Origin of the sequence: Aquabacterium soli, from assembly GCF_003933735.1 — a bacterium.
Classification (GTDB): Bacteria; Pseudomonadota; Gammaproteobacteria; order Burkholderiales; family Burkholderiaceae_C; genus Aquabacterium; species Aquabacterium soli.
Genome location: NZ_RSED01000018.1, coordinates 36,998 through 51,435 on the forward strand (window position 1 = coordinate 36,998; position 14,438 = coordinate 51,435).

The 14,438-nt window shown below is 65.8% G+C and carries 13 protein-coding genes and 1 other RNA gene; 8 read left to right on the plus strand and 6 right to left on the minus strand.

The genetic code is table 11. From position 1 onward, the window contains the following. Positions 1-12: 12 nt before the first annotated feature. The 5 genes from EIP75_RS18635 to aroB all read left to right on the plus strand — a co-directional run bounded on the left by EIP75_RS18635 (position 13) and on the right by aroB (position 5,153). Positions 13-1,137: an AIR synthase-related protein gene (locus EIP75_RS18635; RefSeq protein WP_125244798.1), complete on the plus strand. Its 1,125-nt coding sequence runs from the start codon at positions 13-15 to the stop codon at positions 1,135-1,137. Between the two features lie 257 nt (positions 1,138-1,394). After that, entirely contained in the window at positions 1,395-2,960 is a 1,566-nt protein-coding gene (locus EIP75_RS24900) for a methyl-accepting chemotaxis protein (RefSeq protein ID WP_125244799.1), read from the plus strand. Between the two features lie 180 nt (positions 2,961-3,140). Further along, positions 3,141-3,725, plus strand: coding sequence for a chalcone isomerase family protein (locus tag EIP75_RS18645; RefSeq protein ID WP_125244800.1), 585 nt, complete (start codon positions 3,141-3,143; stop codon positions 3,723-3,725). A gap of 104 nt (positions 3,726-3,829) precedes the next feature. After that, positions 3,830-3,927: signal recognition particle sRNA small type (gene ffs / locus EIP75_RS18650), an RNA gene on the plus strand. 101 nt (positions 3,928-4,028) lie between these two features. Continuing rightward, complete coding sequence (gene aroB / locus EIP75_RS18655; protein WP_125244801.1) at positions 4,029-5,153, plus strand: 3-dehydroquinate synthase; 1,125 nt, start codon at positions 4,029-4,031, stop codon at positions 5,151-5,153. A 6-nt stretch (positions 5,154-5,159) separates the two neighbouring features. Here aroB and EIP75_RS18660 read toward each other — a convergent pair whose 3' ends face one another. The 5 genes from EIP75_RS18660 to EIP75_RS18680 all read right to left on the minus strand — a co-directional run bounded on the left by EIP75_RS18660 (position 5,160) and on the right by EIP75_RS18680 (position 8,925). After that, positions 5,160-6,371 carry a lipase family protein gene (locus tag EIP75_RS18660; protein WP_125244802.1) on the minus strand — a complete coding sequence of 404 codons (1,212 nt, stop codon included), beginning with the start codon at positions 6,369-6,371 and terminating at the stop codon, positions 5,160-5,162. Between the two features lie 114 nt (positions 6,372-6,485). Then, positions 6,486-7,517: an ACR3 family arsenite efflux transporter gene (gene arsB / locus EIP75_RS18665; RefSeq protein WP_125244856.1), complete on the minus strand. Its 1,032-nt coding sequence runs from the start codon at positions 7,515-7,517 to the stop codon at positions 6,486-6,488. A gap of 34 nt (positions 7,518-7,551) precedes the next feature. Further along, on the minus strand, positions 7,552-8,055 hold the full coding sequence (locus EIP75_RS18670; protein WP_125244803.1) for an arsenate reductase ArsC: 504 nt from the start codon (positions 8,053-8,055) through the stop codon (positions 7,552-7,554). Positions 8,056-8,062: 7 nt separating this feature from the next. Then, a complete protein-coding gene (locus tag EIP75_RS18675; RefSeq protein ID WP_125244804.1) occupies positions 8,063-8,569 on the minus strand; it encodes an ArsI/CadI family heavy metal resistance metalloenzyme in 507 nt (168 codons plus the stop codon). Between the two features lie 11 nt (positions 8,570-8,580). Then, entirely contained in the window at positions 8,581-8,925 is a 345-nt protein-coding gene (locus tag EIP75_RS18680; RefSeq protein ID WP_125244805.1) for an ArsR/SmtB family transcription factor, read from the minus strand. A gap of 181 nt (positions 8,926-9,106) precedes the next feature. On the opposite strand from EIP75_RS18680, the gene EIP75_RS18685 reads away from it, so the two are divergent. Next, positions 9,107-10,234 (plus strand): deoxyguanosinetriphosphate triphosphohydrolase, encoded by a 1,128-nt coding sequence (locus EIP75_RS18685; RefSeq protein ID WP_125244806.1) that lies wholly within the window; start codon positions 9,107-9,109, stop codon positions 10,232-10,234. Positions 10,235-10,257: 23 nt separating this feature from the next. On the opposite strand, the gene EIP75_RS18690 is transcribed toward EIP75_RS18685, so the two are convergent. Continuing rightward, positions 10,258-11,751, minus strand: a complete 1,494-nt coding sequence (locus tag EIP75_RS18690; RefSeq protein WP_125244807.1) for a glycosyltransferase — start codon at positions 11,749-11,751, stop codon at positions 10,258-10,260. Positions 11,752-11,853: 102 nt separating this feature from the next. Here EIP75_RS18690 and EIP75_RS18695 point away from each other — a divergent pair, with 102 nt between their 5' ends. Next, a complete protein-coding gene (locus tag EIP75_RS18695; RefSeq protein ID WP_125244808.1) occupies positions 11,854-12,918 on the plus strand; it encodes a tetratricopeptide repeat-containing glycosyltransferase family 2 protein in 1,065 nt (354 codons plus the stop codon). A 345-nt stretch (positions 12,919-13,263) separates the two neighbouring features. Beyond that, positions 13,264-14,265 (plus strand): flagellin N-terminal helical domain-containing protein, encoded by a 1,002-nt coding sequence (locus EIP75_RS18700; RefSeq protein ID WP_125244809.1) that lies wholly within the window; start codon positions 13,264-13,266, stop codon positions 14,263-14,265. The last annotated feature ends 173 nt before the right edge of the window (positions 14,266-14,438 follow it).

Sequence of the window (14,438 nt, forward strand, 5' to 3'; positions counted from 1 at the left end):
CACCCCGCCGCCATGAGCTCGACCACGCCCCCGACCAACACCCCGCTGACCTACGACCAGGCCGGCGTCAACTACGACCTGATCGACCCGCTGAAGATCGCGGCACAGCGCGCGGCAGCCGCCACGGGCAGCCACCTGGGCGCACACGGTTTCAGCGAAGTGGGCGCCTCGCGCGGCGAATCGGCCTACGTGGTCGATGTGGGCCCGATGTACCTGGCCTCCATCGTCGAGTGCCTGGGCACCAAGCCCCTCGTGGCCGACGACATGGCCAAGCTCACGGGCAAGAGCTACTACGACGGCATCGCACAGGACACCATCGCCATGGCCGTGAACGACCTGATCACCGTGGGCGCCACGCCCCTGGTGGTCCAGGCCTACTGGGCGGCCGGCGGCTCCGACTGGTTCAACGACGCGCAGCGCTCGCAGGCCCTGGTGGCCGGCTGGAAGAAGGCCTGCGACACCTGCCAGGTGGCCTGGGGCGGTGGCGAGACGCCCGCCCTGGCCGGCATCGTGGCCGATGGCCGCGTGGACCTGGCGTCGTCCTGCACCGGCATCATCAGCCCCAAGAGCCGCCTGTCGGTGGGCGACAAGCTGGGCGCGGGCGACGCCATCGTGTTCCTGGCGGCCAGCGGCATCCATGCCAATGGCCTGTCGCTGGCACGCAAGCTGGCCGAACGACTGCCCCAGGGCTACCTGACCGACATCGGCAACGGCCAGAGCTACGGCGAGGCCCTGCTGGTGCCCACCGTGCTGTATTCGCCCGTTACCGAAGCCCTGGCCAAGGCCGGCATCACACCGCACTACTGCGCCAACGTCACCGGCCATGGCTGGCGCAAGCTGATGCGCCACCCCAAGGCACTCACCTACCGCATCACCAGCGTGCCCCCAAAAACCGCCGTGCTCGACTTCATGCAGCGCGAATGCCAGCTCGACGACCACGAGGCCTACGGCACGCTGAACATGGGCGCGGGCTTCGCGCTGTACCTGGCCGCCGACCAGGCCGAGCGCGCCGTCGAGATCTCGCGCAGCCTGGGCATCGACGCCTGGGTGGCTGGCCGTGTGGAAGAGGGTCCCAAACGCGTGGTGATCGAGCCCCTGAACGTGACCTTCGACGGCGACGAACTGCAGCTGCGCTGATCAACCACCGATGAACGGATACCGTTGATCAACCAAGCAAAAAAGAGGCCTGCACGGGCCTCTTTGCACATGGGAGCGCCAACAAGGTCACGGTTTGTCCTGATTCCCCATGCGGGATCCTCCCGGGGTTCAGTTTTGCCATTTCCAGGTCGAAAACACCTTGAGTGCCGCTGTAAGGGCTTTGCCCCCAGAGCGCAATTGGTTCGACCGCGCCAACGGCCCGCATCAGCCATCGGCGCCCACGACAAGACTGACGCATGAACATCCGCAACATCCGCATCGGACAACGCCTGACCATCGGCTTCGGCCTGGTCATCGCCCTGCTCATTCTGCTGGCCGGCCTGGCGCTGATGCGCATCCAGAGCCTGAGCAGCGAGGTGGGATCGCTCACGCAGACCACCTACCCGCGCACGGTGATCGCCAACAACATGAAGGCCGACCTCAACGAGATGTCGCGCAGCATGCTCAGCATCCTGGTGATGACGGATGACGAGCAGATCAAGGGCGAGCTGGCCAACATCGAAAAGTACAACAAGATCCACGAGGCCCACGTCGCCAAGCTGCAGCAGGTGATCACCGACCCGCAGGGCCAGGAGATGCTCAAGACGATGGAAGCCCTGCGCGCCAAGGCATTCAAGGGTCAGAAGGCCTTCGTGGGGCTCATCAACGAGAACCTCAAGGAAGACGCGATGACGAAGTTCCTGTTCTCGGTGCGCTCGGCCCAGACCAAGTACTTCGCCGCGCTGGACACGCTGATCGAGCAGCAGAACCGCAGCATGGAAGAAGCCGGCGAGAAATCGACCGCCCAGGCCCGCGCCACCATGGCCTTCATCCTGGCGCTGGCCGTGGCCGCCGCCCTGATCAGCGTGGTCGTGGCGCTGCTGGCCACCCGCAGCATCACCCTGCCGCTGAACCGTGCCGTGAAGATCGCGCAGCAGGTGGCCAAGGGCGACCTGACCAGCACCATCGTCACGCGCAGCCAGGACGAGACCGGCCAGCTGATGCAGGCGCTGGACCACATGAACCGCAGCCTGCAGGGCATCGTGGGCAATGTGCGCCAGGGCACCGAGATGATCGCCTCGGCCTCCACGCAGATCGCCTCGGGCAACTCGGACCTGTCGATCCGCACCGAACAGCAGGCCGCCTCGCTGCAGCAGACTTCGGGCGCGGTGACCGAACTGACGCGCATCGTGCGGCAGAACGCCGACAACGCCAGCCAGGCCAACAGCCTGGCCAGCGAGGCTTCCACCATCGCCACTCAAGGCGGCGAGGTCGTCTCGCGCGTGGTCGACACCATGGGCTCGATCGACGCGTCCTCACGCAAGATCGTCGACATCATCGCGGTGATCGACGGCATCGCCTTCCAGACCAACATCCTGGCACTGAACGCGGCAGTGGAAGCCGCGCGGGCCGGCGAGCAAGGCCGCGGCTTCGCCGTGGTGGCCGGCGAGGTGCGCACCCTGGCCCAACGCTCGGCCCTGGCCGCCAAGGAGATCAAGACCCTGATCCACGAATCGGTGGAGAAGGTGGAGCTGGGCAGCCAGCTGGTCACCAAGGCCGGCAGCACCATGCAGAACGTGGTGTCCAGCGTGCAGCGCGTCAGCAACATCATCAGCGAGATCACCGAGGCCAGCCGCTCGCAGAGCGATGGCATCGAGGCCGTGAACCGCAGCATCCTGCAGATGGACAGCGTGACGCAGCAGAACGCCGCGCTGGTGGAGCAGGCCGCCGCCGCCGCCGAGTCCATGCAGAACCAGGCCGCCGGCCTGGCCCAGGTCGTGAGCGTGTTCAAGCTGGAAGACTCGCCTGCCACGGCCGGTTGACAGGCCAGCCCGCCAACCGGCTGTCCATGCAGGCAAACCCCAGGCGGGAAATGGCAGGCGGTGTCCACCGAAGCCGGGACGCTCGCGTTTAATACATATCCTCAACCGCGCGTCCTGATGGGCGCGCTTCGCATCGGGCCCACGCGCCCTGTTCCACGGACCACACGACAAGGACACACCATGAAACGCTTCACCCTTTCCGTTCTGACCGCTGCTGCCCTGGCCTTGAGCGCCGCCATGCCTGCCCAGGCCGTCGAGGTCGGCGGCGTCAAGCTCGAAGACACCATGACGGTGACGGGCAAGAACCTGGTGCTCAATGGCGCCGGCCTGCGTGTCAAGGCCATCTTCAAGGTCTATGCCCTGGGCCTGTATCTGCCCGAGAAGAAGAACACGACGGAGGCCATCCTCGCCCTGCAAGGCCCCAAGCGCTTCAAGATCGTGATGCTCCGTGACCTGAGCGGCGAAGAGTTCGGCGACGCCTTCCTGACCGGCATCAACAAGAACCTGGACAAGGACGAAAAGGCCAAGTTCGTGAACCAGTTGGTCAAGCTGGGCGATCTGTTCCAGGAGGTCGGCGGCCTCAAGAAGGGCGACATCATCCTGGGCGACTGGAACGGCAGCAACACCGTGTTCCAGGTCAACGGCAAGACCGTGGGCAGCGCCCTGCCCGATCCGGCCTTCTACAACGCCATCCTGAAGATCTGGCTGGGCGCCAACCCGGCCGACTCGTCGTTGAAGCCCGCACTGCTGGGCGAAGCCAAGTAAGCAGGTCTTCCAGGCCTTCGGACACCTGACTACTGCACGGCCCCGGCCCTGTTTCACGACAGGCCGGGGCCGCGGTCTTTGCGGCATGCCTTACAATCACCGGTGACGGGCCTCCTCGCATGGGGGCGCGGCCAAACGGGTCAGGTCGGGAACGAAGCAGCCCTAACCGTTAGCCTTCAGTGCCGGGGTCAGGCTCGTCACCCCCATTCAACAGATGCCCCCGCGTCGCGCCGGGCAGCGGACCGCAGGGTCTGACCGGCCCGGGCACCGCCCCAGCCGCGCGGTCGGGCTCACAAGGTTCCCATGGCATCGATCCCCGCGCAGCTTTCGCCCTCCCCCAGCACGTCCGGCACCGCCACGGTGTCCATCGACCTGGGCGACCGCAGCTACGACATCCTGATCGGCGAAGGCCTGCTCGATGAGCCCGCCACCTATGCCGGGCTGCCCAAATCATCCACCGCGCTGATCGTCACCAACACCACGGTGGGGCCGCTGTATGCGGCACGCCTGCAAAAGGCACTGGCCGGCCATCACAAGAAGGTGCTGGTGACCGAACTGCCCGATGGCGAGCAGTACAAGGACTGGCCGGCGCTCAACCAGATCTTCACCGACCTGCTCGAACAAGCCGCCGACCGCAAGACGGTGCTGTACGCGCTGGGCGGCGGCGTGGTGGGCGACATGACCGGCTTTGCAGCCGCCTGCTACATGCGCGGCGTGCCCTTCGTGCAGGTGCCGACCACGCTGCTGGCGCAGGTCGATTCCAGCGTGGGCGGCAAGACGGCCATCAACCACCCGGCCGGCAAGAACATGATCGGGGCCTTCTACCAACCCCAGCGCGTGGTCTGTGACCTGGTCACGCTGGACACCCTGCCGCAGAACGAGCTGCTGGCCGGCCTGGCCGAGGTGATCAAGTACGGCCCCATCGCCGATGCCGAGTTCCTGGGCTGGCTGGAAGCGAACATGGACGCCCTGCTGGCACGTGACCGCGCCGCCCTGCGCCATGCCATCCGCCGCTCGTGCGAGATCAAGGCCTGGGTGGTGGGCCAGGACGAAAAGGAGTCCGGCCTGCGCGCCATCCTGAACTACGGCCACACCTTCGGCCACGCCATCGAGGCGGGCATGGGCTACGGCGCGTGGCTGCACGGCGAGGCCGTGGGCTGCGGCATGGTGATGGCCGCTGACCTGTCAGCCCGCCTGGGCCTGATCGACGAGGCCACCTCGCGGCGCATCCGCCACCTGATCGAGCGCACCGGCCTGCCCGTGCGCGGCCCGGCCCTGGGTGCCGACCGCTACATCGAGCTGATGCAGGTCGACAAGAAGGCCGAGGACGGCGAGATCCGCTTCGTGGTCATCGGCCCGCTGGGCCAGGCCGGCATGCGGCCCGCACCCGATGCGGTGGTGCGCGACGTGATCGCCGCGCACACCTGAACCTGCTTACTTGCAGGTGTTCGGCGCGGCCTTGCCATCGAACCGGTCCAGCAGGTAGTTCAGGCCACCGCTGAGGTACAGGCCACCGAGCACGTGGTCGGTGCCCGCCACGCGCTTGTACTCCACCTTGACGCGCTTGCCGCAGTAGTTGTCCACCAGGGCGTCGACATCGGCGATGGGCATCAGCTGGTCACCCACGCTCTGGAAGATCTGCAGCGGCACCTGGGGCACGAACTGTCCCAGGGTGTTCTCGCGGTTGATGGCCTGCATCACGGGCAGATCAAGGAAGTTGGGATCCTTGTAGTAGGCCGAACCCTTCTTGTAGGCGTAGGCCGTGAGCAGGTTGGGGAAGCCCGTCAGGCAGCGCGTGCCGGCATCCTTGACCGCCTCGATACCAGCAGGGGTGGCGTAGTCCTCGATCTTGATCTCGGGGTAGCCGCGCGACAGGCCGACCACGGCGCCGATGTAGGCACCGGCCCAGAATGTGCCATCGACCTTCTTGGCCACATTGATCGGGTTGACCGGCAGACCACCCTGGGCCGCGCCCACGATCTTCAGCTCAGGCGCATACGTGGGCGCATATTCGGCGGCCCAGGCCGTGGCGAAACCGCCGCCCGAGTAACCCAGCATGCCCACGGGCGTGGCGGCGTTCAGGCCGCTCTTGCTGAAGCGCTGCACGGCACGGATGCCATCGAGCACGCCATGGGCGGTGTTGCGCGCCACGATCCACTGTGAGTCCAGGCCCTCGTAGTCGGCCAGGGCCACCACATAGCCCTTGTTCAGCGCCGAGTTGAAGAAGGTCTTCTCGATCAGGGCGTTGGACGTGGCCTGGCCGGAAGGCGAGCAGTTCAGCGTGAGGCTGTCGTAGAAGGCCTGGTAGGACAGCAGCTTGCGGCCGGTGGCCGGGGCGCTCTTGGGGATCAGCACGGTGGTCACCATGGCCACCGGCAGGTTCTTGTTGTTGTTCGACCGGTACATCAGTTGCCAACCTTCTTTGAGGTTGGACGACAGCGCGCTGGCCGGAAGGGCGCGGTAACGCAGCACATTGCCCGGCGCGGCAGAGGCCAGTTCAGCGGCCGAAGGCGAGGTGTAGAACGAGTCTTCGGTGGGCTTGAGCTTGGCGTCGACCGTGGGGTAGATCTGCTGGGCCTGGGCCAGGCCGGACAAGGCCAGGGTGCTCAGGGCGGCCAAGCCCGCGAACGTGGTGGAGAGTCTCATGTTGTCGCCATGTTGTTGTTAAACGATGGCCGATATTGACAAACCACTCCGTGGGGGTGACGCGCGTTTTCCCGGTGAGTTGAGGGAAAACGCGCCCACCGGTCAAGGGGGCTCTCACCCCGAGGCGGCCCGGGCCTCGTACCAGCCTTTGCTCTGGTTGACCACCCGCACCACCAACAGCATCACCGGCACCTCGATCAGCACGCCGACCACCGTGGCCAGGGCGGCGCCCGACTGGAAGCCGAACAGGCTGATGGCCGCCGCCACGGCCAGTTCAAAAAAGTTGCTGGCACCGATGAGCGCCGACGGACAGGCCACGCTGTGAGCCTCTCCGAGTTGGCGGTTGAGCCAGTAGGCCAGCGCCGAGTTGAACAGCACCTGGATGAGGATCGGCACGGCCAGCATGGCAATGACCAGCGGCTGGTCGATGATGGCCTGCCCCTGGAAGGCGAACAGCAACACCAGCGTGGCGAGCAACGCGGTGATGGACCATGGCCCGATCCGCGCCATCGCAGCATCGAAGGCCGATGGCCCGCGTTGCAGCAGATGGCTTCGGATGAGCTGCGCGATGATCACTGGCACCACGATGTAGAGCACCACCGAGGTCACCAACGTGTCCCATGGCACCGTGATGGACGACAGCCCCAGCAGCAGGCCCACCATCGGCGCGAAGGCAAACACCATGATGGTGTCGTTGAGCGCCACCTGGCTGAGCGTGAACAGGGGATGCCCATTTGTCAGCCGGCTCCAGACGAACACCATGGCCGTGCAGGGCGCTGCCGCCAGCAGGATCAAGCCGGCGATGTAGCTGTCGAGCTGGTCTGCCGGCAACCATGGGGCGAACACTTCCCGCACGAACAGCCAGCCCAGAAAGGCCATGGAGAAAGGCTTGACCGCCCAGTTCACGAACAGTGTCACGCCGATGCCTCGCCAGTGCGCCTTGACCTGGGACAGGCTGGCGAAATCCACCTTGATGAGCATCGGGATGATCATCACCCAGATGAGCAGGCCGACCGGGATGTTGACCTGAGCGATCTCCATGAGGCCGATGGCCCGGAAGGGTCCCGGCGCGAGCTGGCCAAGCCCGATGCCGACCATGATGCACAAGAAGACCCAGACGGTCAGGTAACGCTCAAAGACGCTCATCGGTTGGGCTTTGGACTGCGACACGATGGGCCCTTCAGCTCTTGGCAATGACGGCCAGCGCATCAGCCAGCGCGGACCTGTCCATGGCGTCCAGTGGCAACGCCAGAAGCTGCAACATCTTGAAGCCGATCGCTTGGCGGGTCAGCTCAAAGGCCTTGAGCTTTTCATCATCACCCCCTTCGGCGTTCGACGGATCCGGGTAGCCCCAGTGGACTTGGACCGGCTGGCCATTCCCACCGAAGAACACCGGGCAGGCTTCAGCCGCCGCACCGTCGCACACCGTGATCACGGCGGACAAGGGCGGCGCCTCGGGTCCCGTGAACTCGTCCCAGTTCTTGCTTCGATAGCCTGCGGTATCGATGCCTGCAGCTTGAAGCACCTGGACCGCAAGGGGGTTGAGGCGGCCGCTCGGCGCGCTACCGGCGCTATGGGCCACCACGTCCCGGCCGAGCCGGGCGGCCAGGTGATTCAGCATGCCCTCGGACAGGATGCTCCGAGCCGAATTGTGGGTGCACAGGATCAGCACATGGACCGTCATGATGCCCTCAGCAGCAGCCCGTTGAGCCGGCCTTCACAGGAATGCCGACTGGTTTGCCCGACATGTTCGGAGTGCAGCGGGCCGAGTTGGGGGCGGCGACCTCGGGGAGCTTCGTTGCAGCCACTGCAGGCTCGCCTTCGCTGAAGACGGGGATGTTGCCAAGCGTGCGGAAATGCTCCCATGGCAGGCCTTGAGGGTCCACGATCCAGTGCTTGTCGCTGCGGGCATAGCAGCAGGACGTTGCGCCTTGGTCGATGAGCGTCATGTCGGCCGTCTCTGCCCGCGCCTTCATCGCGCTCAGGTCGTCTTCGCTGTCCACCTGGATGCCCAGGTGGTCCACGCCGAGGCGGCCATGACCTCTGGTGGAGATGGCGAAGTTCACCGCCGGCTCATCCAGCATCCACTTCGCGTAATCCACCTCGAGGCGGGCCGGTTGGGCACCGAACATCGCAGAGTAGAAAGAGACGTTGCGGTCCAGGTCATCGACGTGGACATGCACGTGAAAGCGCTTCATGAGGGTTCCTTTCAGCAAGTGATGCAGCTTGGGGCTGCAGAGTGATCGGGGTTGGAACCGGGGGCACAGGGACGCCCCTGGCAACAGTGCTCAGTGAGGTAGCCGATCAGGCCGTTCATGTGCTCATAAGCTGCGCGGTAGATGAGGTGCCGGCCATCACGCTCCTGGGTGACCAGGCCGGCATTCACCAACTCCTTGAGGTGGAAGGAGAGCGACGTGGCGGCCACGCCGATCTGTTCGGTCAGCGCTCCGGGGGTGAGGCCTTCGGGGCCCGCCACCACGAGCGCACGGAACGCCCTCAAGCGGCTGGCCTGGGCCAGCGCGGCCAGGGATCTGATGATGGTTTGCTCTTCCATATTTCAATGATAGTTGAATTATTGAAATAATCAAGTGCGATGGCCCGCAACCCAGAACCAGTTTGGCGCACTGCCATGACCAGGCTTGTGCGTGATAAGCGGGTGAGGCCGCCCCGAGGCCACTATCATGTGGCGCACGATCACCAGTGTCTCAGCCATGGCAGTTTGAGATCGACAACCCATGTGGCTCGCACCTTACGCATCCCACCCCGACAAATCCAAGGGGCGCAAACGGCCTGAAACGCCCGATTCAACGCGCAACTGCTTCCAGCGCGACCGCGACCGCATCGTGCACAGCACGGCGTTTCGCCGGCTGGTCTACAAGACGCAGGTGTTCCTCAACCATGAGGGCGATCTCTTTCGCACGCGGCTCACGCACTCGCTGGAGGTGGCGCAGTTGGGCCGCTCCATCGCGCGCTCGCTGGGGCTGAACGAGGATCTGGTCGAGGCCATCGCGCTGGCACATGACCTGGGCCACACCCCCTTCGGCCATGCCGGCCAGGACACACTGAACGAATGCATGGCCGCGCATGGCGGCTTCGAGCACAACCTGCAGTCGCTGCGCGTGATCGATGCACTGGAAGAGCGCTACCCCGCCTACGACGGCCTGAACCTGACGTTCGAGGCGCGCGAAGGCGTGCTCAAGCATTGCTCGCGCCGCAATGCCGAACTGCTGGAGGCGCAGGAGCCCGGCGGCATCGGCAGGCGCTTTCTCGAAGGCACGCAGCCCAGCCTGGAGGCCCAGTTGTGCAACCTGGCCGACGAGATCGCCTACAACGCGCACGACATCGACGACGGCGTGCGCTCGGGCCTGGTCACGCTGGAGCAGTTCGAGTCCGTGCCCCTGTTCGTGCACTTCCGCGACGAGACCCTGCGCGAGTACCCGGATGTGCGCGGGCGGCGCCTGCTGTTCGACAGCATTCGCCGCATGCTCTCGCAGCAGGTCTATGACGTGATCGACGCCACGCGCGGCGCCATCGCCGAGCACATGCCCGTCAATGCCGACCAGGCGCGGCGCTGCCCGCCGCTGGTGCGCTTCAGCCCGGGCATGCGCGAGGGCAGCACGCAGCTCAAGCGTTTCCTGTTCAAGGAGCTCTACCGCCACCCGCAGGTCAACGAGACCACGCTGCGCGCCAAGCAGGTGATCAGCGAGCTGTTCGCGGCCTACGTGACGCAGCCGCGCGAGATGCAGGCGGGCTTTGCCGAGCGTGATGATCTGCACCGTGCAGTGGCCGACTACATCGCCGGCATGACCGACCGCTTTGCACTGCGCGAACACGAACGCCTGACAGGCCAGCGCCTGTTCTGAGCCCGGCCTGGGCAGGCCACGCCTCAAGCGCCTGGGGTGATCTCGCAGACGCCCTTGCCGAAGCTGAGTGCACGCGCCTGCAGCTCTGGCGCAGCCACCAGCCAGCGGCGCACGATTTCCTGCTCTTCGGCACGCTCGTGGTCGTCCAGGTAGACATGGAAGCCCTGGGCGGACAGGTGGGCGGCCACGGCCGGCAGCGCCGGCAGCCTGGCCAGCTCGCAGGTGCGGGCTGGCGGACCATCGACGATGACGATGTCGAAAGCATCGGTTTCGGCCAGGAAGCCCATGTCGTAGAACAGACCCGGCTGCCCCATGAACTCCGTGTCGACCAGGGGCCGATGCACCACCTGGGCATGCGCATCCAGGCCATGGGCCGCGAACTCGCCGCCCGTGCGGGCCGCCCACGCCGGGTCGTGCTCGACGCAGACCAGGCGCCCCCCGCGGTTGGCCACCAGGCGGGCGAGCATTTTGGAGCCCCGGCCGGAGCCGAACTCCAGCACGCGTGGATGCTGGTAGCGGTTCATGGTGTCGGCCAGGTGGTCCAGCAGACCCACGTCCAGCGCCCAGGCGCCGGATTCACGCAGCCAGCCCAGGGGGATGTCTTCGCTGCGCACCAGGCGCTCCATCGCCAGGTGCACGAAAGGCGCCTCACGGACCTGCTGCTCCAGCGATTCGAGCCGGGCGAAGCACTGCGCCACATCCACATGCACCTGCTGCAGTTTCACGGCCAGGCCGTGGTTCATGGCCACCTGGTGACTGTGCACCGGCCGCCAGCAGGGCAAGGGCGGCTTGGCCAGCACGGTGGCCGCCGCCGCGCGCTGGCGCGGTGAGCTCAGGCTGCCAGAGGGTTCGCCCTGCAGATGGTGCGACAGCGGGTTGAGCGTGGTGTAGCGGTAGCTGGTGCGCGGCAGGTAAAGGTAGCGGCGGGTCTGGTCCAGCACCGGGTAGGCGATGGCGAAGTCGCAGGCGCAGTCCAGCCACTGGCCTTGTTCATCCTGGAAATACGCGGCCGGCACGCGCGCCAGCAGGGCCTGGCGGCAGCTGAAGAAGTGGCTCGTCTGCCAGCCTTGCGAGCGCGGTGAATCGAAGGGGTCGAGCGGGCCGTTGCCGCCGTCCACGCCCGTGTCGGTCACGAAATTGGTCCACACCACGTCGAAGCCATCGCCATAGGCGTGTGCCAGATCGCCCAGGATGTCCGGGTCCACCAGTTCGTCATCGCCATCGAGCACGGCGATGAAGTCGGCGTCGGTGCGGCCGGGCAGTTGCTCGAAGGCGTGGCGGGCCTTGCCCTTGCGCTCGGTGCTGCTCACCAGGGTGTGGCGGCCGGCAAAGTGGGCCTGGAGCAGTGCACGCGCCAGCGCGGCCGTGCGGTCCGACGAGGCATCGTCGATGAAGAGCACATCGAAATCCGCGCTGCGCTGCGCTGCCAGGCCGAGCAGGCAGCGTTCGACATACGGCTCGGCATCCCGTGCACACACGAAGACCAGCCCCCGGACAGCCTGTGATTTCTCCAGCATTTCGCTTCACTCCACGACAGTGCGCTCACCATAATGCGGGAAGGCCGGCGTGCAAATGCCGATAAGCCACGCCCTCCCCCCGCACTTCACCGCCTGCCTGCCATGTACCGCACCGCCCTGGTCATGATCGCGCGCAACGAGGCCCGCTGCATAGGCCGCTGCCTGGCCAGCGTGCAGCCCTGGGTGGACGAGCTGATCGTGCTGGACACGGGCTCCACCGACGACACCGTGGCCATTGCACAAGCGCTGGGTGCGCAGGTGCACCACTTCACCTGGTGCGATGACTTTGCGGCAGCGCGCAACGCCGCCCTGGCCCACAGCACGGCCGACTGGCACATCGTGCTCGATGCCGATGAATGGCTGCAATCCGGTGGGGAAGCGTTGGCAGCGCTGCGCCGCCAGCCCCCCGAGCATGTGGGTGCTGTGGCCGTTTGCAGCGCTTTCACGGCGCCGGGCGACAACCAAGACCAGACCCACGCCAGCAGCTGGATCTCGCGGGTGCTGCCACAAGGGGTGCATTACCAGGGCTTGATCCATGAGCAACCCCAGCACCAGTGGCCAGTACAACGACTACCGGTGGTCATCGGGCACGATGGTTATGCGCCCGAGGCCATGCAGCTCAAGGGCGACCGCAATGCCCGCCTGCTGCAGGCCGCATTGCAGGCCAGCCCGCATGACGCCTACCTGCTGTACCAGCTGGGCAAGGACCATGAGGTGCATGACCGCTTCGAGCAGGCCCACCAGGCCTATGCGCAAGCCTGGCCCCTGTGCCCGCACGAAGCCGCCTGGCGGCACGACCTGCTGATCCGCTGGCTGTTCGTGCTCCAGCAGACACATCGCCTGGACGAGGCCGTGGCGCTGGCCGAGGCCGAGATGCCGCATTGGTCGCATTCGGCCGACCTCTTCTTCACGCTGGGCGATGTGCTGCTCAGCCAGGCCATGGCCCAACCCGAGGCCGCCCAAGACCTGCTGCCCTTGATCGAATCGAGCTGGCTGCGCTGCCTCGAGCTGGGCGACACGCCCGATCTGGAAGGTGCTGTCGCAGGGCGCGGCAGCCACCTCGCCGCCCACAACCTCGTGGTCTTCTACGACAGCCTTGGACAGGCCGAGAAGGCCGATCCCTACAGGGCTCTCGCCTCAGGGCACGGCGCCGTACACACCCGCTAACACACTCGGTTCAGCACGTTGATCCGGGCGCCTCAAGTCGGCAAAAGGCGCGTCGATAACTGGGACTGCACTCAGGTGTCGGCGGTTTCAGGAATCTTCAGAAACCCGCTGTCAAGCCAAAAAAGTCACTCAAGTGACCCACAGCTTGGTCGATAACCTGAGCAACGGCACTTGACAAAGGTGTCGGGGTCCGGTTAGCCGGCCAGGTTGTTCAAGAGAGGCATTCCTCCTTGGCAAACACGGTTGACTAGCGTCGGGCAGGCAAACGCCGCAGTGGGCAACCACTTGAACGTGTTCGCCGGCGCTATTCGCCGGGTAGTTAATTTTGACCATTAGGAGCGCACCATGTCGCAGTCTGTCAACACCAACATCATTTCCCTGAACGCCCAACGCAACCTGAACTCGTCGCAAAGCACGCTGTCCGCTTCGATGCAGCGCCTGTCGTCGGGTCTGCGCGTCAACTCTGCCAAGGACGATGCCGCCGGCCTGGCCATCGCCGAGCGCATGAGCGCCCAAACCCGCGGCATGAACGTCGCTGTGCGCAATGCCAACGACGGCATCTCGCTGGCTCAGACCGCTGAAGGCGCCCTGGGCAAGATGGGTGACAACCTGCAGCGCATGCGTGAACTGGCTGTCCAGTCCCGCAACGCCACCAACAGCACCGGCGACCGCGCCAACCTGCAGAAGGAATTCGTCGAACTGCAGAAGGAAATCGACCGCACGCTGACCAGCACCAAGTTCAACGGCAAGGCCCTGTTCACCAGCGCCGGCGGCGACCTCGAGTTCCAAGTGGGCGCCGGCACCTCTGCCGATGACCGGATCACTGTGGCTGGCGCCGAACTGACCGGTGGCACCGCCGCCGCCGCCGCCGACAAGACCGCTGCCAAGACGCTGACCGACACCTACGACGACGCCACCGACGAAGCCACCCGCACCACCGCCGCCACCAACATCCTGGCCACGATCACCTCGGGCACGGGCACCACGGCCGGTGAATGGACCGCCGCCGCCGGTATCGGTATCGCCGCCCAGGATTCGGCCGGCGCGGACGTGACCGCCGTCGGTGACAGCATCGACGCAGCCATCGACGTGATCGACAAGGCCCTGGACATCGTCAACGACAAGCGCGCCTCCTTCGGTGCAGCGCAGAACCGCTTCGAAGCCGTGATCGCCAACCTGAACACCGGCATCGAGAACCAGTCTGCTGCCCGCGGCCGCATCATGGACGCCGACTTCGCCACCGAAACGGCCAGCCTGTCGCGCTCGCAGATCCTGCAGCAAGCCGGTACCGCCATGGTGGCCCAGGCCAACCAGCTGCCCCAGCAAGTGCTGTCGCTGCTGCGCTGATCGACACAGCGGCCGGGCAACCGGCCGCGCGGTGAAGGGCCCCGGCCCTGCTTGCCGCACTCCGAAAAAAACGGACCACACGCCGCTTCCAGCCTTCGCGCTGGAAGCGGCTTTGTTCTTTTGAATTGGCCACCTTAAGGGGCGCACATCAAGGGTTTGCTGCACTCAAGTTT